At 60.5% G+C, this 23,769-nt stretch carries 17 protein-coding genes; 1 reads left to right on the top strand and 16 read right to left on the bottom strand.

The features are described 5' to 3' along the window. Window positions 1–2: 2 nt before the first annotated feature. The 15 genes from HHL24_RS37660 to HHL24_RS37730 all read right to left on the bottom strand — a co-directional run bounded on the left by HHL24_RS37660 (window position 3) and on the right by HHL24_RS37730 (window position 21,522). Window positions 3–1,037 carry a zinc-dependent alcohol dehydrogenase gene (locus tag HHL24_RS37660; RefSeq protein ID WP_169490385.1) on the bottom strand — a complete coding sequence of 345 codons (1,035 nt, stop codon included), beginning with the start codon at window positions 1,035–1,037 and terminating at the stop codon, window positions 3–5. Between the two features lie 33 nt (window positions 1,038–1,070). After that, entirely contained in the window at window positions 1,071–2,525 is a 1,455-nt protein-coding gene (locus HHL24_RS37665; protein ID WP_169490386.1) for an NAD(P)(+) transhydrogenase (Re/Si-specific) subunit beta, read from the bottom strand. 10 nt (window positions 2,526–2,535) lie between these two features. After that, a complete protein-coding gene (locus HHL24_RS37670) occupies window positions 2,536–2,898 on the bottom strand; it encodes an NAD(P) transhydrogenase subunit alpha (RefSeq protein ID WP_169490387.1) in 363 nt (120 codons plus the stop codon). A 25-nt stretch (window positions 2,899–2,923) separates the two neighbouring features. After that, window positions 2,924–4,117, bottom strand: a complete 1,194-nt coding sequence (locus HHL24_RS37675) for an NAD(P) transhydrogenase subunit alpha (protein WP_169490388.1) — start codon at window positions 4,115–4,117, stop codon at window positions 2,924–2,926. A gap of 21 nt (window positions 4,118–4,138) precedes the next feature. Then, complete coding sequence (locus tag HHL24_RS37680; protein ID WP_169490389.1) at window positions 4,139–5,521, bottom strand: NAD-dependent succinate-semialdehyde dehydrogenase; 1,383 nt, start codon at window positions 5,519–5,521, stop codon at window positions 4,139–4,141. 358 nt (window positions 5,522–5,879) lie between these two features. Beyond that, window positions 5,880–7,349: an NAD(P)H-hydrate dehydratase gene (locus HHL24_RS37685; RefSeq protein WP_169490390.1), complete on the bottom strand. Its 1,470-nt coding sequence runs from the start codon at window positions 7,347–7,349 to the stop codon at window positions 5,880–5,882. Beyond that, a complete protein-coding gene (locus tag HHL24_RS37690; protein ID WP_169490391.1) occupies window positions 7,324–8,697 on the bottom strand; it encodes a class I SAM-dependent methyltransferase in 1,374 nt (457 codons plus the stop codon). Before HHL24_RS37690 ends, HHL24_RS37685 begins: the two co-directional genes overlap by 26 nt. Window positions 8,698–8,752: 55 nt before the next feature. Further along, window positions 8,753–9,631, bottom strand: a complete 879-nt coding sequence (locus HHL24_RS37695; RefSeq protein WP_169490392.1) for a PRC-barrel domain-containing protein — start codon at window positions 9,629–9,631, stop codon at window positions 8,753–8,755. A gap of 128 nt (window positions 9,632–9,759) precedes the next feature. Continuing rightward, window positions 9,760–12,132 (bottom strand): HAD-IC family P-type ATPase, encoded by a 2,373-nt coding sequence (locus HHL24_RS37700; protein ID WP_169490393.1) that lies wholly within the window; start codon window positions 12,130–12,132, stop codon window positions 9,760–9,762. After that, window positions 12,129–13,106, bottom strand: a complete 978-nt coding sequence (locus HHL24_RS37705; RefSeq protein WP_169490394.1) for a carbamate kinase — start codon at window positions 13,104–13,106, stop codon at window positions 12,129–12,131. Before HHL24_RS37705 ends, HHL24_RS37700 begins: the two co-directional genes overlap by 4 nt. Before the next feature lie 11 nt (window positions 13,107–13,117). Next, the gene (locus tag HHL24_RS37710; RefSeq protein ID WP_169490415.1) at window positions 13,118–14,122 is read right to left on the bottom strand and encodes an ornithine carbamoyltransferase; all 1,005 of its coding nucleotides are present in this window, start codon (window positions 14,120–14,122) and stop codon (window positions 13,118–13,120) included. 31 nt (window positions 14,123–14,153) lie between these two features. After that, a complete protein-coding gene (locus HHL24_RS37715; protein WP_169490395.1) occupies window positions 14,154–15,380 on the bottom strand; it encodes an arginine deiminase in 1,227 nt (408 codons plus the stop codon). A 234-nt stretch (window positions 15,381–15,614) separates the two neighbouring features. Continuing rightward, window positions 15,615–17,975: an ornithine decarboxylase gene (gene speC / locus HHL24_RS37720; RefSeq protein WP_169490396.1), complete on the bottom strand. Its 2,361-nt coding sequence runs from the start codon at window positions 17,973–17,975 to the stop codon at window positions 15,615–15,617. Between the two features lie 68 nt (window positions 17,976–18,043). Continuing rightward, window positions 18,044–19,531 carry a basic amino acid/polyamine antiporter gene (locus HHL24_RS37725; protein ID WP_169490397.1) on the bottom strand — a complete coding sequence of 496 codons (1,488 nt, stop codon included), beginning with the start codon at window positions 19,529–19,531 and terminating at the stop codon, window positions 18,044–18,046. Between the two features lie 326 nt (window positions 19,532–19,857). Beyond that, the gene (locus HHL24_RS37730; RefSeq protein ID WP_169490398.1) at window positions 19,858–21,522 is read right to left on the bottom strand and encodes an alpha-amylase family protein; all 1,665 of its coding nucleotides are present in this window, start codon (window positions 21,520–21,522) and stop codon (window positions 19,858–19,860) included. Window positions 21,523–21,568: 46 nt separating this feature from the next. Here HHL24_RS37730 and HHL24_RS37735 point away from each other — a divergent pair, with 46 nt between their 5' ends. After that, window positions 21,569–23,146 (top strand): alpha-amylase family glycosyl hydrolase, encoded by a 1,578-nt coding sequence (locus HHL24_RS37735; RefSeq protein WP_169490399.1) that lies wholly within the window; start codon window positions 21,569–21,571, stop codon window positions 23,144–23,146. Between the two features lie 108 nt (window positions 23,147–23,254). Here the strand turns inward: HHL24_RS37735 and HHL24_RS37740 are convergent, their stop codons facing one another. Then, window positions 23,255–23,605 carry a hypothetical protein gene (locus tag HHL24_RS37740; protein WP_230417738.1) on the bottom strand — a complete coding sequence of 117 codons (351 nt, stop codon included), beginning with the start codon at window positions 23,603–23,605 and terminating at the stop codon, window positions 23,255–23,257. Between the last annotated feature and the right edge of the window lie 164 nt (window positions 23,606–23,769).

The raw sequence follows: 23,769 nt of genomic DNA on the forward strand, positions 1-23,769 counted from the left end.
CCTCAAGCCTTCGCGAATTCGAGCACCACGCGCGACGGCACATCGCCATGCGCGAGGCGTTGAAACACATTGTTGATCGCCGAGAGCGGCTGCAGTTCGATATCGGCCTTCACCTTCCCATCCGCGGCAAAGGCAAGTGCTTCGGCCATGTCGCCGCGATTACCGACGAACGAGCCACGAATCGTGATGCAGTTCGCCACGACATCGAACAACGGTGTCGGAAACTCGCCGGGTGGCAGTCCAACGAGCACACAGGTGCCGCATTTGCGTGTCATGCCGACGCCCTGCTTGAATGCCCCGAGCGACGGCGCCGTGATCAGCACGCCGTGCGCGCCGCCCCCCGTGGCTTTGATCACCGCGGCGATCGGATCGCCGTCTTTCGCGTTGACCGTGGCATCCGCGCCGAGGCGTTTAGCATGCGCGAGCTTGCCGTCATCGATATCGACGGCACACACCTGCAGGCCCATCGCCTTCGCATACTGAACACCCAGATGCCCGAGGCCGCCGATGCCCGAGATCACGACCCATTCGCCGGGTCGCGCCTGCGTCTCCTTGATGCCCTTGTACGAAGTGATTCCTGCGCAGATCAGGGGCGCCGCGTCACGGGCCGCCAGATGCGCTGGAATGTGAGCGACATAGTTCGGATCAGCGACGATGAATTCGGCGAAGCCGCCGTTCTTCGTATAGCCGCCAAACTGCGCTTCGGCGCACACGGGCTCGCGCGCAGCAAGGCAAAACTCACAATGTCCGCAAGCGGAGTAGAGCCATGGGACCCCCACCCGGTCGCCCTCCTTCACGGCCGTGACACCCGCGCCGAGTGCAGTGACGATACCGATGCCCTCATGGCCCGGTGTAAACGGCAACGCGGGCTTTAACGGCCAGTCGCCATTCGCGGCATGCAGATCGGTGTGGCATACGCCGCACGCTTCGGTCTTGACCAGAATCTGGCCAGCGCCCGGCGTGGGAATATCCAGTTCTTTCAGCACCAACGGCTTGCCGAACTGTTCGACAACGGCAGCTTGCATTGTGGATGTCATGGCTTGTTCCTCGGTTGCGACGAAGGGGGCGCTCTACGCCACGGCGGGCAAACCGAGCCCGCGGACCGCTTCGATCATCTTGATGAGCACGGCCTGGGCGTCGCCATAGACCATGTTGCAGTTGTCTGCGTAGAAAAGTGCATTGACGATGCCGGCGTAGCCTTTGCCTTCGCCGCGCTTGATCACGAACACCTGCCTGGCGTGATCGGCGTTGAGGATCGGCATGCCGTAGATGGCTGATGATTTGTCGGTGCGCGCGGCCGGGTTCACTACGTCGTTGGCGCCGATTATCAGCGCCACGTCAGTCGTGGCGAACTGGTCGTTGATATCCTCGAGCTGAAAGATCATGTCGTAGGGAACACCGGCCTCTGCCAGCAACACGTCCATCTGGCCCGGCATGCGGCCTGCCACCGGGTGGACCGCAAACTTCACCGAGACGCCGCCCGCCTGCAGCAGTTTGACGAATTCGTCGAGCTTGCCCTGCCCCTGCGAGACAGCAAGACCGTAGCCCGGCACGATGATCACCGAGGCGGCATAGCGCATCGCGATGCCGGCGTCGCCCGGTTGGGTAGGCTTGAGCTCGCCCTTGATCTTGCCCTGCTTGTGCTTCGACGCCACGTCACCGAAGTTGGTGAAGATCACATTGCTCACGGAACGGTTCATCGCCTTGGCCATTAGCAGCGTCAGCAACATGCCGGCCGCGCCCACTACCATGCCCGCGATCATCAATGCTGGGTTCTGTAGCACATAGCCTTCAATGCCGACTGCGAGACCCGTGAAGGCGTTGAAGATGGAAATCACCACCGGCATGTCGGCGCCGCCAATCGGCAGCGTCATCAGGATGCCCAGCGCCAGCGCGCAAGCGAAGAACACGTAGATCCACATCGGCATCGCCAGGATCAACGCTGCCTTGTCCGCACGAGCGACGACGATGTAGGCACCCACGGCGACGGTCAACAGCAGGACCAACCCGTTGAACGCCTGCTGCCCTTTCACGCGGACCGGCTTGTTAATCACGCCGTCGAGCTTGGCCCAGGCGATCAGCGAGCCCGACAGCGACACGGCGCCGATCAGCGCGCCCAGCAAGGTCATGACGAGTGCTGTTGCGCCCTGTGCCTTGTTGCCGAACAGTTCCACCGCGGCAATGGCGCCGGCTGCACCGCCGCCCATGCCGTTATAGATCGCCACCATCTGCGGCATGGCGGTCATCGCCACCTTGCGGCCGCCCCACCAGGCCACACCGCCGCCGAGCGCCAAAGCGACGACAGCCAGGCCCAGGTTGACCGGCAGGTTGGGCCGTGCCGCCGCACCGACATCGAACGCGTACAGGAAGCTTGCCAATACGGCGACCGCCATGCCGATGCCGGCAACAAAGATGCCCGAAGGGGCCGTCACCGGTGACGACATGCGGTGCAAGCCGTAAAGGAAGAGGAAGGCAGCAGCGAGGTCGACCGCGCCGATGCCGATGTGGGAAACCAGGATCAACATGACGGCGCCCTCAATGTTTCTTCACGTGGATGGACTTAACGGTGCCGGCCTTGCCGTGTGCGCCGTGTCCTGCAGGGTGGCCACTGGTCTTGAACATGGCGAGCATGCGGTCAGTGACGGCATAGCCGCCCGCGGCATTGCCCGCACCGAGCAGCACGGCAACGAAACCGATTACCTGCTCCTGCAACGTGCTCGCGTTCAGCAGCGCATAGATTCCGCCCACCACCACGATGCCGTGCACGAAATTCGATCCCGACATCAGCGGCGTGTGGAGGATGGCCGGCACGCGTCCGATGATCACCCAGCCGGCAAACGCTGCGAGCATGAAGATATAAAGCGCGACGAAGCCGGAAATGCTGATCTGGAAGTCCATTTCTATACCCTCAGTCGGGGTGGATTCATGTCGGAGTCACGGGCGTAGCAGGCTTCGCGTGTGGACCCTTCGCGTGCGGCCTGTTTGCTTCAGGGACGGCCTTCGCCGCCTCGTCGCTCGCATCCGCCTTGTTCTCGCCTGCATGAGTAAGCACCGTTTTGGCGAGTACCTCGTCGCTCCAGTCGATCTCGACGACGTTGTCTTTCATGAACAGCGCCAGCAGGTTGTACTGATTCTTCGCATACAACTCGCTTGCGTCTTCACCGAGCAGCGAGGGTACGTTCAGCGGCGCCACAATCGTCACCTTGCCGATGCGTGCGGTCCCGCCTGGCCGCGTGTCTTCGCAGTTGCCACCGCCTTCGGCTGACAGATCGACGATGACGGAGCCCGCTTTCATGCCGGCGACCTGTGCGTGACTAATGAGCTCGGGTGAGGCTTTGCCGGGAATCGCGGCGGTTGTGATGATCAGATCGGCGCTCTGGATGTGTTTCGTCAGCACTTCCGCCACCTTGGACTTCTCATCGTCGGTCAACTCGCGGGCATAGCCGCCTTTGCCGCGCGCGTCGATGCCCGTATCGACGAAGGTCGCGCCCAGCGAGAGTGCCTGCTCTTGGGTCTCGGGCCGCACGTCGTAGCCCTCTACGACCGCGCCGAGCCGGTGCGCAGTAGCGATAGCTTCCAGCCCTGCCACGCCGAGTCCCATCACCAGGACGTGAGCCGGTCCGATCGAACCGGCTGCGCTGGTGATCTTGGGCACCACGCGGGCCAGATGTGTCGAACCGAGCTGCACCGCGTAGTAACCGGCGAGCGCGGACTGGCTCGACAGCGCGTCCATGGACTGCGCCCGCGTGATTCGCGGCACACGCTCCATAGCGAAACAGGTGATCTTCTTTTCGAGCAGGCGCTTCACGAGCGCCGGCTCGTTGTGGGCATAGATGAATGAAACGAGAATTGCTCCCTCCTTCATCGCGCTGACCACTTCCAGCGCGGGAGGCTGCACGGCGAGCACGACATCGGCGTCTTTGACGAGCGCCGTGCGATCGGCAATGAAGGCGACATCCGGGAAGGCAGCGTCGTCCAGATGAATGGCTGCGCCCGCCCCCGGCTGCATGTGCAGCCGGGCTCCCAGTTTGACCAGTTTCGAAATCACGGATGGCACAAGCGCCACACGGCGCTCATGTGCCCGGGTCTCCGTCAAAACGGCAACGTTGATATACATGGCGACCTTTCCCTGTGACGATCAGACCGGAGCGTCGAGGCGGGCAGTGCGAACCAGCTTTGTGTTGACGAACTCCTGGATGCCCATGTTGCCGAGCTCACGCCCGTAACCAGAATCCTTGATGCCGCCAAACGGCAATTCCGCATCGGACCAGTCGATGTTGTTGATGAACATCATCCCGGTTTCGACACCACTCGCTACACGCTTGCCGCGCGCTTCGTCTGCCGTGAAAACCGAACCACCGAGGCCGAAGTCGGAATCGTTGGCCAGCGCAATGGCTGCGGCTTCATCCTTGACGCGATAGAACGACACGACCGGGCCGAAGAATTCGTCACGGAAAGCGGGATTGTCCGGCTTGATGTCCGTCAGGATCGTGGTTTCCATGAATGCACCCGGCCGGTCGATGCGCTTGCCGCCCATCACCAGCGTGGCGCCATGTGCCACCGCGCTGTCAACCTGTTTGAGCAGTTGCACGAGAGCGGCTTCCGTAGATAACGGGCCGTGCGTCGTTTTCTCGTCCATCGGATCGCCCGCCTTCAACTCGGACAGCGCCGACTTGAACTTCTCAAGAAACTTGTCGGCAATCGAGTCAACCGCGATGAACCGCTTTGCCGCGCAGCAGGTTTGGCCGCCGTTATACATCCGCCCCCATACAGCCCATGGGATTGTCTTTTCGAGGTCGGCGTCGTCGAGCACGATGAACGCATCGCTCCCACCGAGCTCCATCGAAGTCTTCTTGAGGTTCTGCCCTGCCCGGGCGGCAATGCTTCGGCCGGCTTCGACGCTGCCGGTCAAGGCCACACCCTTGATACGCGGATCGTCAATGACGCGATCGGACTGCTCATGCGAGATAAGCAGGTTGGTGTAGGCACCCTCGGGCGCGCCTGCGTCGAGCAGGAGCTTCTCGAATGCAATTGCGCATTGGGGCACGCAACCCGCATGCTTGACCACCAGCACGTTACCGGCCATCAGGTGTGGGCCCGCGACGCGTGCAAGCTGGTAATACGGGAAATTCCAGGGCTCCACACAGAAAAGCACACCGAACGGACTGTTTTCCATATGAGCCTCGCCGACTTTCGGATGCAGCTTGGTCGGCGCCAGGAAGGTTTGCGCATGTTCTGCGTAGTAGGCGAGGATATCTGCGCTGAACTTCACTTCTCCGCGCGCTTCATCGATACGTTTGCCCATTTCAAGGGTCGCCAGTTTGGCGAATTCATCGACATTCGCGCGCATCAGGGCTGCGGCCTTGGAAATGATCTCTGCCCGCTGTGCGTAGGTTGTGTGCTTCCACTTATTGAAGCACGATTCAGCGGTGGAGATCGCCTCTTCAAGCTGGTTGTCGTTGAGCTCGTCGAAGCTCTTCAGGACCTTGCCGGTGTTGGGGTTGACGCTTTGGTAAGCCATGTTGGTACTCTCTTTAAATGAAAGTGTGCTTGAACCCTATCAATAGGCAGAAAGCGCACATCAGACCAAAACCAGTCACTCAATTCGCGATCCTAACAATATGTCAGGAATGGCGTTATATTCTGGCGCTGGACAATTCATCAGTCATTTCCGCATCTGGTCTCGACAAAGTTACCGAGTCACTTCATCTACGGGGATGCCTCATCCTAGGCGCACTGCACAAGAACAACAGCCTCGGAAACTACTCACTGCAGTCCGGCTTTGAACCCGCCGCGTCAAATTACCCGGGCGTATTCGCGAGTCGGCGCGCGCAATACCTCGGCAATTGTCGACACGAGGATGGCGGGGCTGTCATTTTTTATGCCGCTACCAGCCCGCCAAGACCTCGTAACACGCCAGGCAGGAGATCCGGCAGGTCTTCAGCCAGCAGCCCGGGCCCAAATGCGTCCGCTGCGGCGCCGTGCAGCCAGACAGCGGCAGCGGATGCAAGGAACGGCTCCATCCCTTGAGCCAACAGTCCGAGTACGATGCCGCCTAGTACATCCCCCGCGCCAGCGGTGGCAAGACTTGCCGGCGCATTGGCATTGACGATGGCGCGGCCATCGGGAGCGGCGATTACCGTATCGCTGCCCTTTATCACCACAACGGCATCGCTCAGACGCGCGGCAAAGCGCGCGCGGCAGAGCTTGTCACCCGCGACGTCGAACAGACGAACGAATTCGCCCTCGTGCGGAGTCATGACACACGGCCCGGCGATGGCGCCGAACAACAGATGGGGATCATCATGGAAACTCGACAACGCGTCGGCATCGAGCACGGTTGCCCGGCGAGTATTGAGCATCTCGAGCGTATGCGTTCGGGTCGCATCGCCTACACCCGCTCCGGGTCCGATCAGCAGGCCTGAGTAGCGGCGATCAGCCAGCAGGCGTTCGAAATCACCCGGTGCGGCAAGCGCATTCACCATAATGCTGGTGAGCGCCGCTGCGTAGACCGAAAGCGCAACCTCTGGCACTGCGATAGTGGTCAGCCCCGCACCCGAGCGTGCCGCAGCGCGGGCGGCCATGCGGGCCGCCCCCGTAGTCGGGTAGCCACCCCAGACGAGCGCGTGACCTCGCGTATATTTGTTTCCGTCGGCCTGAAGCGCGGGCAGAGCATGAGTCCACAACGCCGGATCGTTCTCGAACGTGTTCGGGCTGACCTGTTCGAACACCGATTCGGGCGTTCCGATGTCTGCCACTACCAGTTCACCACACAGCCCGCGTCCCGGCTGGAGCAGATGCCCGGGCTTCTTGCGAAAGCAGGTGATCGTGAGCGCTGCGGGCACTGCACCCACGTCGGCGCCGGTGTCGCCCATTAACCCGCTCGGGACATCGACAGCAACGATCGTCAGCTTGCGCGCCGCTGCAGCCGCCAGTGTCTGAGCGGCAGGCCCCTCAAGCGCGCGGCTCAGGCCCGCACCGAAGATCGCATCGACAACCAGGGCGGCGCCGTCCAGCGCGGCTGGCGTCATTGGTTCCACCGGGCCTCGCCAGAGCCCAGCGTGATAGGCCGCGTCACCGTGCAAGCTCTCCCTCGGCACAAGCAGCGCAATGCGCACAGGCCAATCGGCCTCAGCCAGCCGCCTGGCTGCAACGAAGCCGTCACCACCATTGCTCCCTGGTCCACACAACACGACAACGGGGCAACGTGCCCAGCGTTTCTGGATTTCTTGCGCCACCGGTCGGCCCGCGTTCTCCATCAGCGCAACTCCGGGAATACCGGATGCAACCGTGAGGCGATCCGCCTCCTTCATTTGCTGCGCATCAAGTAGTGCTGTCAGCGGGTTCATGTTGCTCCTCTCCCAAGTCCGCTAATTCGTGAGGCCTACCATTGGTCGGTACCCTTTGACTATCGTCGCGGCACATATAAGTGCGATTGAAGGGATACTCGCTTTGAGTAGCAAACAGTCCAGGCGCCCGCTGGTCGGGTGCCTCAACGATGCCATCGGGGCGGGAGGCAAGAACCTGAAACAGGGACGTCCAACCCCTCTCGAATCCCATCGCGGAACCGGCAAGGTACAGGCGGTAAGCGCGTAGGATCCGTTCCGCATCTGGACCCAGCACGCGCCTCGCTTCGCTGAGACTCGACTCCAATGCGTCGGCCCAGTGCCACAGCGTCAAGGCATAGTGCGGGCGCCAACACTCGGCATCCACCGGCTCGAGATTTGCACGTGTCATCGCATCCAGCATGGCGCCGACATGCACGAGCTGACCGCCAGGGAAAATGTATTTTTCGATGAAATCACCCATGCCGCCGTCAAGCGGCGCGTGCTCTGCGCCACCTGCGGTGATACAGTGGTTCATCAGAAGACCACCCGGCTTGAGCACCCGGTATATCTTGGCGAAGTACGGAATCAGGTTAGGCCGGCCTACGTGCTCGCACATGCCCACGGATGCCACCTTGTCGAATGGCCTCGATTCGTCGATATCGCGATAGTCCATTAAAAGCATGCGCACCCTGCCTTGCAAGCCCCTGGTTTCGATCAGCCGGTTGACATACTCGTATTGATTTCTCGACAGGGTGATCCCGGTAGCGTCGACGCCATAGTGCTCCGCCGCCCATAGCAGGAGCCCACCCCAGCCTGCACCGATGTCGATGAAACGCTCGCCACAACGAAGTCTGAGTTTTTTGCAAATCTGGTCGAGTTTCGCCTCCTGCGCGTCGGCAAGCGTCATGGACGGATGGGCGAAGTAAGCGCAGGAATAAACCCGCTTCGGGTCGAGCCACAGGGCGTAGAAATCGTCCGACACGTCGTAGTGCCGCTGGATCTGCGCACTATCGCGCGCGCGACTGTGATGGCTGCGTTCCCAGATGTTACGTTGGGCTCGATTGATTGAACGAAGGAGCCAGCCTTCCGCCTCCCAGGTGGGATCGTCGCCGAACAAGGCCGGCGCTGTCGCCATCAGGTCGCGCATATTGCCTTCGATTTCGAGGCGGCCTTCCACGTAATCTTCTGCTAACCGTCCGATCGCACCCTGCGCCAGATGCAGGAGCGCACGCATATCGCGGACGATGAATGCGAGACGAGGGTGGCTCGCGCCGAAGTGCTGTCCACCGGGAAGCCGGATGGAACACGCCAGCGCTAGATCGGCAAGGCGTTGCTCCGCCGTTCGGAGCAAGTGACGGGAAAGCGACATGAATTCCGCCTCGCTGGTTCAGTGGACAGACTTTGGGCACCGCGGCGCGACGAACTCACTCGGGGTCCGCTTTCGAGAGCGAGGTCTTCCAATACGCGTCTACCTTTTGACTGACCTCGTTAAAGTTAGCGCCATTATTGAGCTGGGTGCCACTAACCTCCGGCGCAGCCTTCATTGCACTGGGTGTTGCAGTCAGAACCAGGAGGCTGACGTTCGGCGTTACCTTGAAGTCTGCCCATGGAACCGGGACATATTTCTCGTCGATCCCGAATACACCGCCCCGACCGATCACCAGATACGCAATCTTGCCGGTCTGCGGACTTGTCACAATGTCGTGAACACTACCCAATGCTTCATCTTGTGGGTTGCGAACCTCGGTGCCGACAAGCTGGTCTGAATTGAACGAAATATTCTGGCCGGTGACTGGTTGCGCGGAAGCAATCTGGCGCTGCTCCCAACCATTCATTCTCGCTAGCGGCGCGCCGGTGCCGTGCAAGCTGCTCACGTAGCTCTGGTAGATTCCGCGACTCGTGGTGAGGAGCGCTTCACATTGCTGCTGCTGGCCGTGTCGAGCCAGAATATTTGCTGAGACTAGCAGAGCCCGAATTTCATAACCGGGGCGGGCATCTCTGACGCCATCTGATGCGACAGCCGGGTATTCATCGCCGGGGTAGCCGTACCAACCATACCCTGATGCGCTTGCGGGGGAGCCGTATCCGTAGCGAGACCCACCCAGCCAGTAACCGTCTTTAGCGATCGACAGGTTGAAGGTATGAAGGTCCGAGAGGCATTTCTGCGCTCCACCTACCACCTTGGAGGGTGCAGTGGTGTGAACGGCGGCAGTGCCTGTCGAGTTCGCCGCAGCAGAAACCGAACAGGCGAGTCCCAAACAGGTCGTCGCAGCCAGATACCCTGCCAATATAGATAATTTCATTTCGCTTTCCTCATTGTCACCGTTTCAAGTACCTCGCAAATGCGAGCACAGTTTGCGGCAGGCACCTTGATCTTAATGAGCAATGAGCAGCATGGGCAGACTCGGAAACTACTCACGACATCGACTGACTAGGCAATATTCAGTTGTCGGAAGATGGGAATCTTGAGCGCGTTCAGCGCAACCGAAAATACAATCGCCGCCACCAGCACGCAGGCGGCCACCTCGGCGGAAATCGGTGCCATCGCGATTCCGCCAACAGCAAGGATCAAAGCGATCAGGATATCGGCGACAGACGAAACGATCAGCCAGAGGCTCGGACGTGGGCCCCACATTTTCCGGCGTCCACGGATGGCGTAGAGCGTTGCCTGACTGCCGAACACAAGAAGAACGAACGTCAGCGTGCGCAGTCCATCTATCCCGAGATGCAGAACGTAGTGCCCGATGGCCAGGCCACCGCCGCAGAACGCGAGCAATGCCACGCCGATCGCAATGCCAGCGAGCGTCAGGTTGCCGATCTTCCATGCATTGGGGGTGGGCGACGGATCGACGTTGTCGGTGGTCAACGACATCGCGAGGAAGTCGCCCGCGATCATCAGGATCACCATCAGAAGCGGCGTTAGCACGGCCTGTCCAGTCATCACCAGACCCATCACGAGCAGCATCGAAGTGACGATTTTCTTGAGGATCGAATTGAGCGTATAGGTCTGAATGCGCTGAAAGGTGACTCGCCCTTCTTTTACCGCCGCCACAATACCCCTGAGCCCCGGCTCGGTAAGTACCATGCCGGCGGCCGATTTCGCGACGTCGGTTGCCGTTGATACAGCAATGCCGATCTGCGCCTGACGCAGCGCGGGTGCATCGTTCGCGCCGTCGCCGCACATCCCGACAATGTGGCCGCCGTGTTGAAACGCCTTGACGAGTTTGTACTTGTCCTCGGGCAATACGCCCGCGAACACCGCATAGGCGTCAGGCCGGATGTCAGCTGGAATGGCGCCTGGGGGACAGGTCGCACCGTCAAGTCCCACCGCATGCGCAACGATGGCGGCTGTGGCAGGCGCGTCACCCGTCACCATCACGACTTGCACGCCAAGTCCATGCAATTCAGTCACAAGCGCGGCAGAGTCATCGCGCGGCGGGTCGCTTAGCGCGATAAGCCCGGCGAGCTTTAATGCCGAGGGTGCACCGGTCGCCACCGCCAACACCCGAAAGCCTTTCCCTTCCAGCTCGCTTGCCTGCGCTGCGGCTGCCGGCGACGGCTCAGCGAGTGCCGCAACGACCGCGAACGCGCCCTTCACGATTTTTAGCGTGGCGCCGCTCGAATCGGTGGCGCTCGCTTCGGACATCTTCTTAGCGGGATCGAACGGCGTGAAGTCGGTCACCTTCAGTGCCGTTGCCTTGATGTCGTCTGAGGCGGCCGCCCGAATTGAGCTATCGACCGGATCCTGGCTACCTTCCGCGCTCGCCAGCGCCGCCAGTAAGAGGACGTGCCCTTTGTCGAGACCAGGGCCTGGCCAGACCGTCGTCACTGTCAGTGCGTTGCGCGTGAGCGTGCCGGTCTTGTCGGCGCACAGTACATCCACGGTCCCGGCTTCATCCACGGCGGTCAGTCGAGTCGACAGGACGCCGCGCGCGGCCAACGCGCGTGCGCCGAGTGCGGCCGACAACGTGAACGTGGCGGGTAGCGCAACCGGGATCGAGGCCAGCACGGCGGTGAGCACCAGCGGGATGATGTCGGCAAACGGAATCCGCAAATACAATGCACCGCCGATCAGCAGCACGATTACAACGCCACTGAATAGGGCGAGATTGCGGACGACCAGTAGCACAGCCTTCTGCTGCGAACTCACCACGTGCGCGGTGCGCACCAGTTCGGCAGTGCGGCCGAAACGTGTCTTGGTGCCCGTAGCCGTCACTACCGCCACTGCCGCGCCGCGGCGCACCAGCGCGCCCGCAAAAGTCTGCGTACCGGCCGTGGCTTCGATCGGCACCGATTCGCCGGTGAGCATCGAATGATCGAGCAGTGCGTTGCCCGACAGCAGACGCATGTCCGCCGCCACGATGCCCCCGAGCGAGAGTTTGACGACATCGCCCGGCACGAGGTCAGCGGCGGCAATGGTCGACCATGTTCCGTCGCGGCAGACCGACGCGTTCAATGCAAGGCGTGATTTCAGCGCCGCGAGTGTGGCCTGAGCACGGCTTTCCTGAAACAGCCCAAGCACGGCGTTGAATACCAGCAGCCCGGCGATGATGCCCGCCTCGACGTACTTGCCAAGCACCAACTGAAGAACGATCGCCGCTTCGAGCATCCATGGCACGGGAGACCAGAATTTCCCGATTGCCGTGCGCAAGGGGTGCACCGACGTGTCAGGCATGGCGTTCGGGCCGGACTGGGCGAGTCGCTGGCGAGCTTCACCGGAACTTAGACCGCCTGGTGCGGGTGCGTTGGAGACGGCCGTCTCATCAGCTGGCGGTGCGGGAGTGACCACGGCCGTGTCGCTCATGAGATCGGCTCCGGAGTCTCATTGCTGCTGACATCGATATCTCTTGGCCCTTCTTCGAGCTGCGCCTGACCCAATACTATCGAGGTACCGGCTGTGCCGGCGACCATCTTCCCTACGTCGTCGAGTGAACCGATGACCGCGCGATTGCGCGTACGCAGGGTGAACTCACAGGCCGCTTCGACCTTCGGTCCCATCGAACCCGCTGCAAATGCAAGCTTGCTGAGGGACGCGGGGCTCGCGCGGCGCACTGGTCGCTGTGACACCGTGCCCCAATCAAGGTAGAGACCGCGCACATCCGTTGCAATGACAAACAGATCCGCCTCGATCTCTCTGGCGAGCAGTGCCGCGCTGCGATCTTTGTCGATAACCGCTTCCACTCCGCGATAGTGCCCATCCGCCCCGGCGACGACCGGAATGCCTCCGCCTCCCGCGCAGATCACGATCGACCCATGCGCGAGCAACCATCGCACCGGCTGCACCTGAAGCATCCCCACGGGCTTGGGACTCGCAACCACGCGGCGGTATGCCGGACCGTCGAGCGCCATAGTCCAGCCTTTGTCACGCGTGGCAGTGTTCGCATCGGCCTGGCTGTACATCGCGCCGATCGGCTTGTCGGGCCGCGCGAAAGCGGGATCGTCGGGGTTGACTTCCACCATGGTCAGCATACTTGTACAAACGCGCTGGCCCAGCAGACTGTTGCGCAACTCGAGTTCTAACAGATACCCGATCAGACCTTCTGTCTCAGCATCCAGTACGTCGAGCGGAAAGCGTTCGTCTTCCGGCATGCCCATGCCTTGCGATGCCAACAGACCCACTTGAGGGCCGTTGCCATGGACGATCACGAGGCTGTTGCCGCTCGCGATTTTCGCCAGTTGAGCAGCCGCGCGCCGCACATTTTCGCGCTGAGCCTCGACGCTCGGATGTTCCCCACGCCTGAGCAAAGCATTTCCGCCAAGTGCGACCACAATGCGCATCTCAACCTCCGTTATCCGTCAAGCGTTGCGACCAGAATCGCCTTGATCGTATGCAGCCGGTTTTCCGCCTGCTCGAACACGATCGAAGCCTCGGACTCAAACACCTGGTCGGTCACCTCCACACCGCTCGCAAGGTCATACTCATCGGCTATCTTCTTGCCCAGCTCTGTTTGCGTGTCGTGAAACGCGGGCAGACAATGCATGAACTTGACGCGCGGGTTTCCCGTAGCTGCGAGCAGCGCAGCATTGACCTGGTACGGCAGCAATTCCTTGATGCGCTCGCCCCATTTCTCGAACGGCTCGCCCATCGAGACCCAGACGTCGGTGTAAATGAAGTCGACACCCTTGACCGCTTCATGAGGCAGGTCGGTCAACGTCAGGCGCGCACCAGTCGTGGCAGCAATCGCGCGACATTGCGCAACCAGTTCGTCCTGAGGCCACAGGTGACGCGGAGCACAGAGCCGCACATCCATACCCAGCTTGGCGCCGACGATCATCAGCGAGTTGCCGGTGTTGTTGTGCGCATCGCCGACGTAAGCGTATGCCACGTCGTGCAAACGTTTATCGCTGAATTCACGCATCGTGAGCACGTCGGCGAGCATCTGGGTCGGATGAAACTCGTCCGTCAAACCGTTGTAGACCGGCACGCCGGCGAACTTCGCGAGTTCTTCGACGACATCCTGACCGAAGCCGCGGTATTCGATTGCGTCGAACATTCGGCCGAGCACGCGCGCGGTGTCCTTGATCGACTCCTTATGACCAATCTGGGAGCCGCTTGAATCCAGGTACGTCACGTGCGCGCCCTGATCGTGCGCGGCCACCTCGAACGCGCAACGGGTACGTGTCGACGTCTTCTCGAAGATGAGTGCGATGTTCTTGCCGCTCAGACGCTGGCTTTCATTTCCCGCATACTTCGCCCGCTTCAGATCGCGCGACAAATCCAGCAGAAAGTGAATCTGACGCGGCGTATATTCCATCAGCGTCAGGTAGCTTCGATTATGTACGTTGAACATGATTGAGTCCGTAGTTGGGCAGGCGGCCCAAGGCTTAAAGTTCGACCGGGTCGCGTTCGACCGGGCAACTCAGACAATGCGTACCGCCGCGGCCTCGTCCAAGTTCGCCGCCGGGCACTTCGATCACGTTGACGCCCGCATCCCGCATTTTCTGATTGGTGTAGGTATTGCGGTCGTAGGCAAGCACGACCCCGCGGTCGAGCGCGAGCACGTTGTTGCCGTCGTCCCATTGCTCACGCTCGGCTGCGTAAGTGTCCCCGCCGGTCGTCAGGACTCGCAGCGTGTGCACGCCCAGCGCGCCGGCCACCACTTGCAGGAACGTCTGCTCATGACGTTCATAGCGAACTTCGCCCGGCACATCGCCCGGATAGAGACTGGTGCAACGAATCCGGTCTGCTATCTCCGGATAGATGCTGACAAGATCGATATCCAGGAATGAAAATATCGTGTCCAGATGCATCGACGTCCGCATCTTTGCCAGTTGGCACGCAATTACCCGCCGTGCCCCGTTAGCGGCGAACAGCCGACGCGCCAATTGGGTCACGGCCTGAGGGCTGGAACGCTCGCCCATTCCCATGAGCACGACGCCCTGTCCTATTGACATGACATCGCCGCCCTCAAGTGTTTCGGCACCGTAATGCTGTTGCAGGTCGCCACCCCACCACATGTTGGCCGCGCCGGAGAAACGAGGGTGGAAATGGTAGATCGCATCGAGCAGCAATCCCTCCTTTTTACGTGCTGGCCAGAACATCGGCGAGAGCACGACCCCATCGTAGATCCACGCGCTGGGATCTCGCTGAAAGATCAGATTGACGAGCGGTTGAATGACGAAATCGGAATCTTCGAGATATCCGCCGAAGAGACCGCGCGCATCGAACGGCAATTCGGCCTTCGCCACGCCGCCTACAAGCAATTCGGCCAGCCGTGCCGGACGCATCTCCGCGAGCCACGTACGCAATTCCCGCGACATGCCGGTCCCGACCTCTTCCTCGACGATGCGGCGGTCCAGAATCCAGTCGCGCGCGACGCGATCGGCGCACACATCGGTCAGCAAATCCCCGAACTCCAGCACCTCGATGGCTCGCTCACGCATCGCCGTTGTGAAGTACGCGTGATCCTCGATCGCCCGATCGACCCAGATTACGTCGTCGAACAGCAATGCCCCGCAATTGGCAGGCGTAAGTCGTCGGTGGGCCAGTCCGGGGCGGCACACCATCACCGTGCGAAGCTTGCCGACTTCTGAATGAACGCCTAAAGCCATGGGTGCTTCTCCTTGCGATCGATGCGCCTCGGCGCCGTCACGGCGGACCCGCGCCGCGAAGATCTCGCCGGGATCCTCCATAAGCACGATGCGACCTTAAGCAACGGGTGTCGGTACGGTGCCGTACCGGGACGGGTGTATGACCAGACCGTGGCGGACGCAGACCGTCAAAGATATGCGTCCGCATGACACTCGTTGCCCCACGTTGCCGGCGGATCAAACTGAGGTCCGGAATCAACGCAGCTCATGTTCGCGGTCGTCAGGTCTCAGAACGTAGGTATAGAGCCGCACGCTGCCATCCGATTCAGTCTTCCGGTAGATACCCTGCAGTTCATTCTCGAAGCCTGGAAAGCGGTTTCCTCCCTCTTCGAAAGTTTTGAAATAATCGAGCATTGGCTGCGCACGATCGCTGTAACGCTCGCCGCATACGACAACCGCAATCCCTGGTGGATAGACAAGGCCGAGCGTCGCGGCGATCCGACCTCCAATTTCCGTAATGGGCAACAACTCCACGTTGTTACGGACGAGTTCATACATCGCTGCCTGTGGCGTCATGGCCGGTTCCGGGAAATGCGACGACCGGAATTGCTCGCGCTGCAAGAGACTGACGTTATGCTCGCGGTAAAACCGATGCATCTCACCGCACAGGTCGCGTAGACCGACCCCCTCATAACGGCTCCGGTGTGCGGCGACGAAATCGGGCATGACCTCTTCGAGGGGCGCGTTATCGTCGTGCAACGATTTGAAGCGAACGAGCGCCGACAGCAGCGTGCCTGCCTTGCTGGCCTCAAGGCCAGGCGTCAACAGGAACAGGATGCTGTTGAGATCGTTTTTCTCCGGCACGATGCGGCGCTCGCGCAGAAATTGCGCGAGCACCGGCGCCGGAACGCCATGCTCCGCGTAAGCGCCGGTACGCCGGTCGAATCCCGGCGTCATCAGCGTCAACTTGTTCGGATCGGTCATCGCATAGCCGGGGGCAAGTTGCGCGAAGCCATGCCAGGTCTGATCAGGAGCCAGTTCCCAGTACCGCGCATGACTCGCAAGCTCGTCGGTAGACACGTCCTCCCAGCGGACGTTACGCCCACCCGCCTCCACCACGTCGGGCACAAACGGTTCGAAGAACCATTGCTTTTCAGATTGCGGCTCGGTTGCCTCGTACTCGTGCCGGAGCGCGCGAATTTTCTTGCGTAGTTCGATGCCGAGTTTGATCGCGTCGTCCCATAGCACCTCGCCCGAACGGCCTTTCATCATCTGCGCCCCAACATCAAGCGACGCGAACAGCGGGTAGAACGGCGAAGTCGAGGAATGCTGCATGAAGCTTTCATTAAACCGGCGGTGACTGACCTGCCGTCGTTGGCCGTCCAGATGCGCATCCTTCACGTGGATTTGCGAAGCCTGTGAAAACCCAGCCAGCTGCTTGTGAGTCGATTGCGTCGCGATGATGCCGGGCGAGTCGGCGTCAAGTCCGTCGACCCCCATCGCAAATCGTCCCTTGAAGAGCGGGTGGAATTTCATGAAACCGGCCCATGCCTCGTCGAACAGGATGTAATCGCATAACGGCCCCAATTTCTTGACGAGTAGTTGCGCGTCGTAAATAGTGCCGTCGTAGGTACATTGCTCGATCACGGCGACTCGGAACGGCCGCTTGCGCTTGCATGCCTCGCGATCGCCGATGAGTGGGTGATCGCGGATGCTGGCCCGGATCCGCTCTTCATCCAGTGCATCGAAATCGATCGGCCCGATCATGCCGTGCGCGTTGCGCTGCGTCTGCAAATAGACCGGAATGCCGCCCCCCAGCAACAGAGCGCCGTGATGCGCGGCTTTGTGATTGTTGCGATCGAATAGCACCAGATCGCCCGGCGCGACGAGTGCTGTCAGCGCAATCTTGTTCGACGTCGAGGTGCCGTTCAGCACGAAATAGGTTCTGTCGGCGCCGAAGATCCGGGCGGCGGCCTTTTCTGCGGCGAGCGCCGGTCCCTCGTGGACGAGGAGATCGCCCAGTTCGGTCACGGAGTTGTCGATATCGTTGCGAAACACCGCTTCGCCCATGTGCTGGACGAACGCGCGGCCAATCGGACTCTTCTGGTAAAAGACGCCGCCGTTGTGGCCGGGACACGTCCACATCTGGTTCGCCTGTTCGGCGTAGTCGACCATCGCACCGAAGAACGGCGTTTTCAGCGATTGCACATACATGTGCAGGTGACTCACCAGATTGCGGGCGGCGAATTCCGGTGTGTCCTCTTCGGTAAAGATGTAGCCGGTGACCTGTCCCAATACGGTGACCGGTATTTCCCGAAGCAGATGCCGCTCGACCAGAATGAAGATTGGGACATCGAGGCCACGCTCACGAACGAAACCTATGAACCCTTCGACGTCGCTTTCCGATTCGTTCAATGACCATTCGATCGCGACCAATCCTATCCCCGCGTCGCTGCGCATCGCGGAACTGGCTTCCGGGATTGCATCGGTAAGCGTGGTCTGGTACCCGAGCCTCACCACTTCCGCGAGAATGCGCTGTAACCGCGATGACCGATGCAATTCGCCACCCGGCAACGGACAGCAAAACAGAAAGCCGAACATCTGATCGTATAGCATCGTTGCCGCTCCCTATTGACTCCGTCCGCCTGAGCCTTCGACTGGCGCAAACTACCCCGACAACCGTCTCAACTGATCTTCACAAGGCCGCGCGCAAACAGGACGACGGCGACAATGGCGATCAGCACGAGCACGCCCGCCACGAGAATCTCCCTGCGCTCAAACACCGCCTCGCCAGGAGCATGTTCGCGCCGTGCCCACCAGAACACCGGAAATCCGAGCGCGAACAGAATGGTCGACATGAGCAGGAACTGGAGACCGGCGGCATACATCAGCCATAGCGAATAGATCGTGCCGAGGACGCCTGTCAATATCGATTCCCACGATGTTTCACCGGTACTCGCCGCATACTTCGGTTGGGAGGCATAGCGCCAGAGAAAGGCAGTGCTAGCGAGATAAGGCGGCAAGATCATCACGCCCGTAATCGAGATCAACCAGGTCCATGCGTCCTGCGCGAACAGCACGACGAACACCGCCAACTGCATGGTCGCGCTGGAGATCCACAGCGATGGCGCCGCTGCGTGACGGCTGTTTTCGCGCGCGAGAAATTTAGGGAATACACCATCCTTGGCGCCTTCGAACGGCAACTCGGCGACGAGGATAGTCCACGCCAGCCAGCAACTTAGCAGCGAAAGCAGTAACGATACGATGATAAATACGGCGCCCCATTCGCCTACGGCGGCCTGCAGCACATACGCTGCAGATGGCGTCGCGAGGCCCGCGATCTGAGCCTGATGCATCAGGCCGAAAGGCAGTGCCGACAGCAGAAAGTAGAGCACGGTGCACACGGTGAGCCCCAGAAAGGTCGCGACGCCGACCTGCGAGGTCTTGCTGGCGCGATCCGAAACCACCACCGCCCCTTCGATGCCGATGAAAACCCACAGCGTCACCAGCATCGTGCTCTTGACCTGGCTCAGCATGCTGCCCAGATGCTGCTGCGTACCCCAGAAGTCGAACGAGAACATCCCGGCCTTGATCGCCACGGCCATTGCACACAGCGCAACCGATATCGTGCCGACATTGAGAACACTCGAGATTACATTCAGGATAGCGGCCCGTTTGACGCCGGACAGCACCACGAAATTCATGATCCAGATCAGCGCAGATGCGCCGAGCAGCGAGGGCCAGTTGTTACCGCCCTTGAAGATCGGGAAAAAGTAACCGATCGTCTGCATGATCAGGACCGCAAACGCAACGTTACCGAACGCCGCGGACAGCCAGTAACCCCATGCCATTTCGAATCCGGCGAGCGAGCCGAAACCCTCTTTTGCGTACGAGTAGATTCCCGCCTTCAGCTCGGGTCGCTTGTCCGCCAGGGTGCGAAAGGTGTTCGACAGAAAGAACATGCCGCATAGCGTAATGACCCACGCAATGATGACGGCAGCGAGCCCGGCACCATGCGCCATATTTTGAGGCAGACTGAACGCGCCACCGCCAATCATTGAGGCGATCACGACACCCGTCAAAAGCGGCAGGCCCAATTTCCGGCTGCCGGTTTGCGTCGACAACGCAGGTTTGGGCGCAGATTCGATCGCAATGCTGTGTGTCGGGTCCATGAGGGCTATCCTCAGATGGTGGTATTGCAAGTGTGTGTTGAGAACACAGTCAGCACGCGTCCATTCGGCCCGCGAAGAAGCTGCAGGGATGGGGAAATTTCTAGCGGCTTAACGTGGAGGAGTCTGGCGTATGCCGCTCATTTAGTCGGTACGCTAGCGGGCAATTGCAGGCGAAGTTGCGCCCGCTGGGAACGCCAGGCCTGCTGCTGATTTTGGCGAGCTATGCCACGCTGGCACATCTGGAAAGGATGTGGTTCATCCGCCGATTTGGACTGGATCGAATTGCTCTTTGAGGAGGATAACGACGCATTGATCACGGCGACACGCTACACGTCGCTGCGCTTGAGCAGATAGTCGAGGCCGCCCTGCCGATACCAGCGGTAGCCAAATGGTTCGAGCACGACCGTATGCCGGCCGGTGGAGTCGGCTTGACTATGTTCGTCGGAAAGCAGGTTGACGAGTAACGTGCCGGCTGAATCGCCGGATTCTGTTTTGAACTTGACCGTGCATGCCACGGCGCTGAAGTTATGCAGGCAAACAACCGAATTATTCCGCCAGTCGTAGCGCAATGCGAGCACCTCTTTGCGCGATGCCCGCAACACGACGAAGTCTCCCCAACTGATTTCCGGAATCTCACGACGCATGCGAATCATGCGTTCGGTCCAGTTCAAAAATGAGTCTGGATCGCGTCGCTGGTTCGCAACATTGATCCGCTCAAACCCGTAGGGACCGCCTGAAATCACGCGCGAAAGCGGCCTGGCGTGCTTCGTGAAGCCACCATGCGGCTCGGTGGACCATTGCATCGGCGTCCGGCAGCATTCGCGTTCCGGTAGGCGCAGATCATCGCCCATGCCTATCTCGTCGCCATAACGAAACACCGGTGTGCCCGGCAAGGTCAGCATCATGCTATAGGCCAGTTCGAGACGGCGGCGGTCACCGTCGAGCATCGGCGCCAGCCTTCGGCGGATTCCCCGCCCGTAGAGCTGCATGTCGGGAGCGGGTCCAAAGGCGGCGAAGACAACCGAGCGCTGATCGGGCGTCAGGCGGCCCAGATCCAGTTCGTCATGGTTACGCAGGAATACCCCCCACTGCGCAGTTGCAGGACGCTGCTTCGTGACCAGCAGCGCCTTTTTTAGCGGCGCCGTATCCGCGCTTGCCATCGTGTAGAACGCGGCCTGATTGACCTGGAAATTGAACATCATCTGCAGCCGCTCGCCCTCGTCGCCGAAATATTGCATGTCGGTATTGGGTAGGACATTCGCTTCGGCGAGGATGATTGCGTCGCCTTTGCGCCATTGCAGGAACTCGCGGAAAGTGCGCAGCATGTTGTATTGCTCGACCGGGACTTTGACTTTCGCGCCTTTTGTCGCGATAACGAAAGGCACCGCATCCATCCGGAAACCCGACACGCCGAGTTGAATCCAGAAGCCCATGATTTTCAACAGTTCCGCCTGCACATGGGGGTTGGCGGTGTTCAGATCAGGCTGAAACGAGTAGAAGCGATGAAAGTACCAAAGGGCTGCCTGTTTGTCATAGGTCCAGGTTGATTTTTGAACGCCTGGAAAAACGACGCCATCCTTCGCATTCAGCGGTTTCTTTTTCGACCAGACGTACCAGTCGCGATACTTCGACGAAGGGTCGCGGCGCGCGTCCTGGAACCACGCGTGTTGATCGGACGTGTGATTGACGACCAGGTCGATCATCACGCGCAGGCCACGCTGCCGGCAGGCGTTGGTGAAATCGGCGAAATCGCCGAGCGTGCCATAGCGGGGATCGACGTTGTAATAGTCGGATATGTCGTACCCGTTGTCGCGGCACGGAGACGGCTGGAACGGCATCAGCCAGAGCGTCGTGACGCCGATCCCCTGCAAATAGTCGAGCCGGCGGTTCAACCCTTCGAAGTCGCCGATACCGTCGCCGTTAGCATCCATATAGGTGCCAACCGACAGGCAGTACACGATTGCGTTCTTGTACCAGAGATCGTTTAACATCGGTCTTGAACCTTGTGGTCTGACTGGAGCGACGATCGGAGATGCAATGACTACATTAGCCTGGTGGCAAAAAGGCGTGATCTATCAAGTGTATCCGCGATCGTTCCAGGACGAAAACGGCGATGGCGTCGGGGATCTCGCTGGAATCGCTGCGCGGCTCGAGTATCTTGCTACGCTCGGAATCGATGCAATATGGCTCTCGCCGATCTATCCGTCGCCGATGGCGGACTTCGGCTACGACATATCCGACTATTGTGCGATCGACCCCGTATTCGGCACGCTTTCTGACTTTGATCGACTGGTCGAGCGTGCCCACGTGCTGGGGCTCAGGGTACTGGTCGACTTCGTACCCGATCACTCCTCTGACCAGCATCCCTGGTTTCTCGACAGCCGTGCTTCGCGTGCCAATGCGAAGCGCGACTGGTATTTGTGGCGGGACCCCGCGCCCGACGGCGGGCCACCTAACAACTGGCTGAGCCGCATGGGTGGGTCGGCATGGGAGTGGGATCCTTCGAGCGGCCAGTGCTATTACCATTCATTCCTTCCGCAACAACCTGACCTCAACTGGCGAAACCCTGAAGTATGTGAAGCGATGGACGCCGTATTGCGCTTCTGGCTCGATCGAGGCGTGGATGGCTTTCGGGTAGATGTACTCTGGTTGCTAATCAAGGACGCCCTGTTCCGCGACAACCCAACGAATCCTCAGTTCAGTCCGGACGAGCCCGGGCATCACGCGCAGTTGCAGACCCATACCGAAGATCAGCCGGAGGTGCACAACATCGTGCGGTCGATGCGAAGAACGCTGGACAGCTACGGCGAACGGGTATTGATCGGAGAGATTTACCTGCCCGTCCCGCAACTCGTGCGCTATTACGGCAGCGCTGGCGACGGCGTCAACATGCCCTTCAATTTCCAACTGATCACTGCCCGGTGGACGGCAAGCAATATTGCGCAACTGATCACGACGTACGAGCGTGCGTTGCCGGTGCATGCGTGGCCAAACTGGGTGCTCGGCAATCACGACAATCCGCGCGTAGCATCAAGAATCGGCGCCGCGCAGGCGCGCATCGCGGCCATGCTTCTGCTGACGCTGCGCGGCACCCCGACGTTGTATTACGGCGACGAGATCGGCATGGCCGACGGCAAAATTCAGCCCGAGCTCGTGCGAGATCCCGCAGAGCTGCGCCAACCGGGTATCGGGCAAGGACGCGACCCGGAACGAACACCCATGCAGTGGGACGCATCCGGTAAAGCTGGATTCACGCGAGGCAAGCCCTGGCTGCCGATCGGTAACGCGGCCGCAGCGAATGTTGCTTCGCAGGACGGTGAGTCCTGGTCGATCCTGGCACTGTATCGGCGCTTGTTGTCGCTGCGCCGAAGCGAGCCCGCGCTCGTCGCGGGGTCGATCGGGAACGTCACAGCGCAAGGTCATGTACTGACGTTCGAGCGGTGTTTGGGCAGTGTACGATTGTTCGTCGCGCTGAACATGGAAGATCGGCCGGGCGCGATCACATCCCCCGCTGGGCGCGTGGTGTTGTCGACCCGGGAAGGACGAGACGGACACCGCATCGCGGGCGAATTGATCCTCGACAGCGACGAAGGCATTGTTGTGGCGTGTGATTGACGTCTTCCAGACCGTCGTCAACATACTTTGCTATCGGCGATGGCGAGCGAGGCGCCGCGATGAACCCAAGCATTCTCGGGAACGGGCTCGGGGTGTGCCACGGACCCGCTACGAATCCAGCATTGCGCCCAACTGCGCGTAGTGTTTTCTTTCCTTCAATATGCTTGCATCATCGTCCGCGCGCAAGGCCGCGTTGGCTGCGACGAGCAGGGCCGCATCCTGTTGCCGCAACGCTTTATCGACCGCATCAAACGTCTTCAGCAAGCTCTTGCGTCCTGCCTTCGTCCCACCGCCGCTTTTCGTCACAGCATCACTTTCTTTCCTGAGGCGCCTGACGAGTTTCGCGCCGCAGCGGCTGTCCAGCAGATGGTCAATCACCAGTGTCTTGATGTGACTAGCCATGTCGGACAGCGCCGACTCGCTGGTTTGCGTCGTACCGTTCGATGCGTCTGACTTCATCCTGGCCATCATCATTCTCCAAAGTCGATCTGTCGATGGATCATAAGCCGCTGGTATGTTTCCGCACAGGCTCGGAAACTACCTGGGCTGCGAGGGTGGCCAGGACTTTCAACCGCTTACAACACGACATTTCAATGCCGGGGACGCACTCATGCAACTCGTGG

The sequence above is a fragment of the Paraburkholderia polaris genome, from assembly GCF_012927345.1.
GTDB classification, from domain to species: Bacteria; Pseudomonadota; Gammaproteobacteria; order Burkholderiales; family Burkholderiaceae; genus Paraburkholderia; species Paraburkholderia polaris.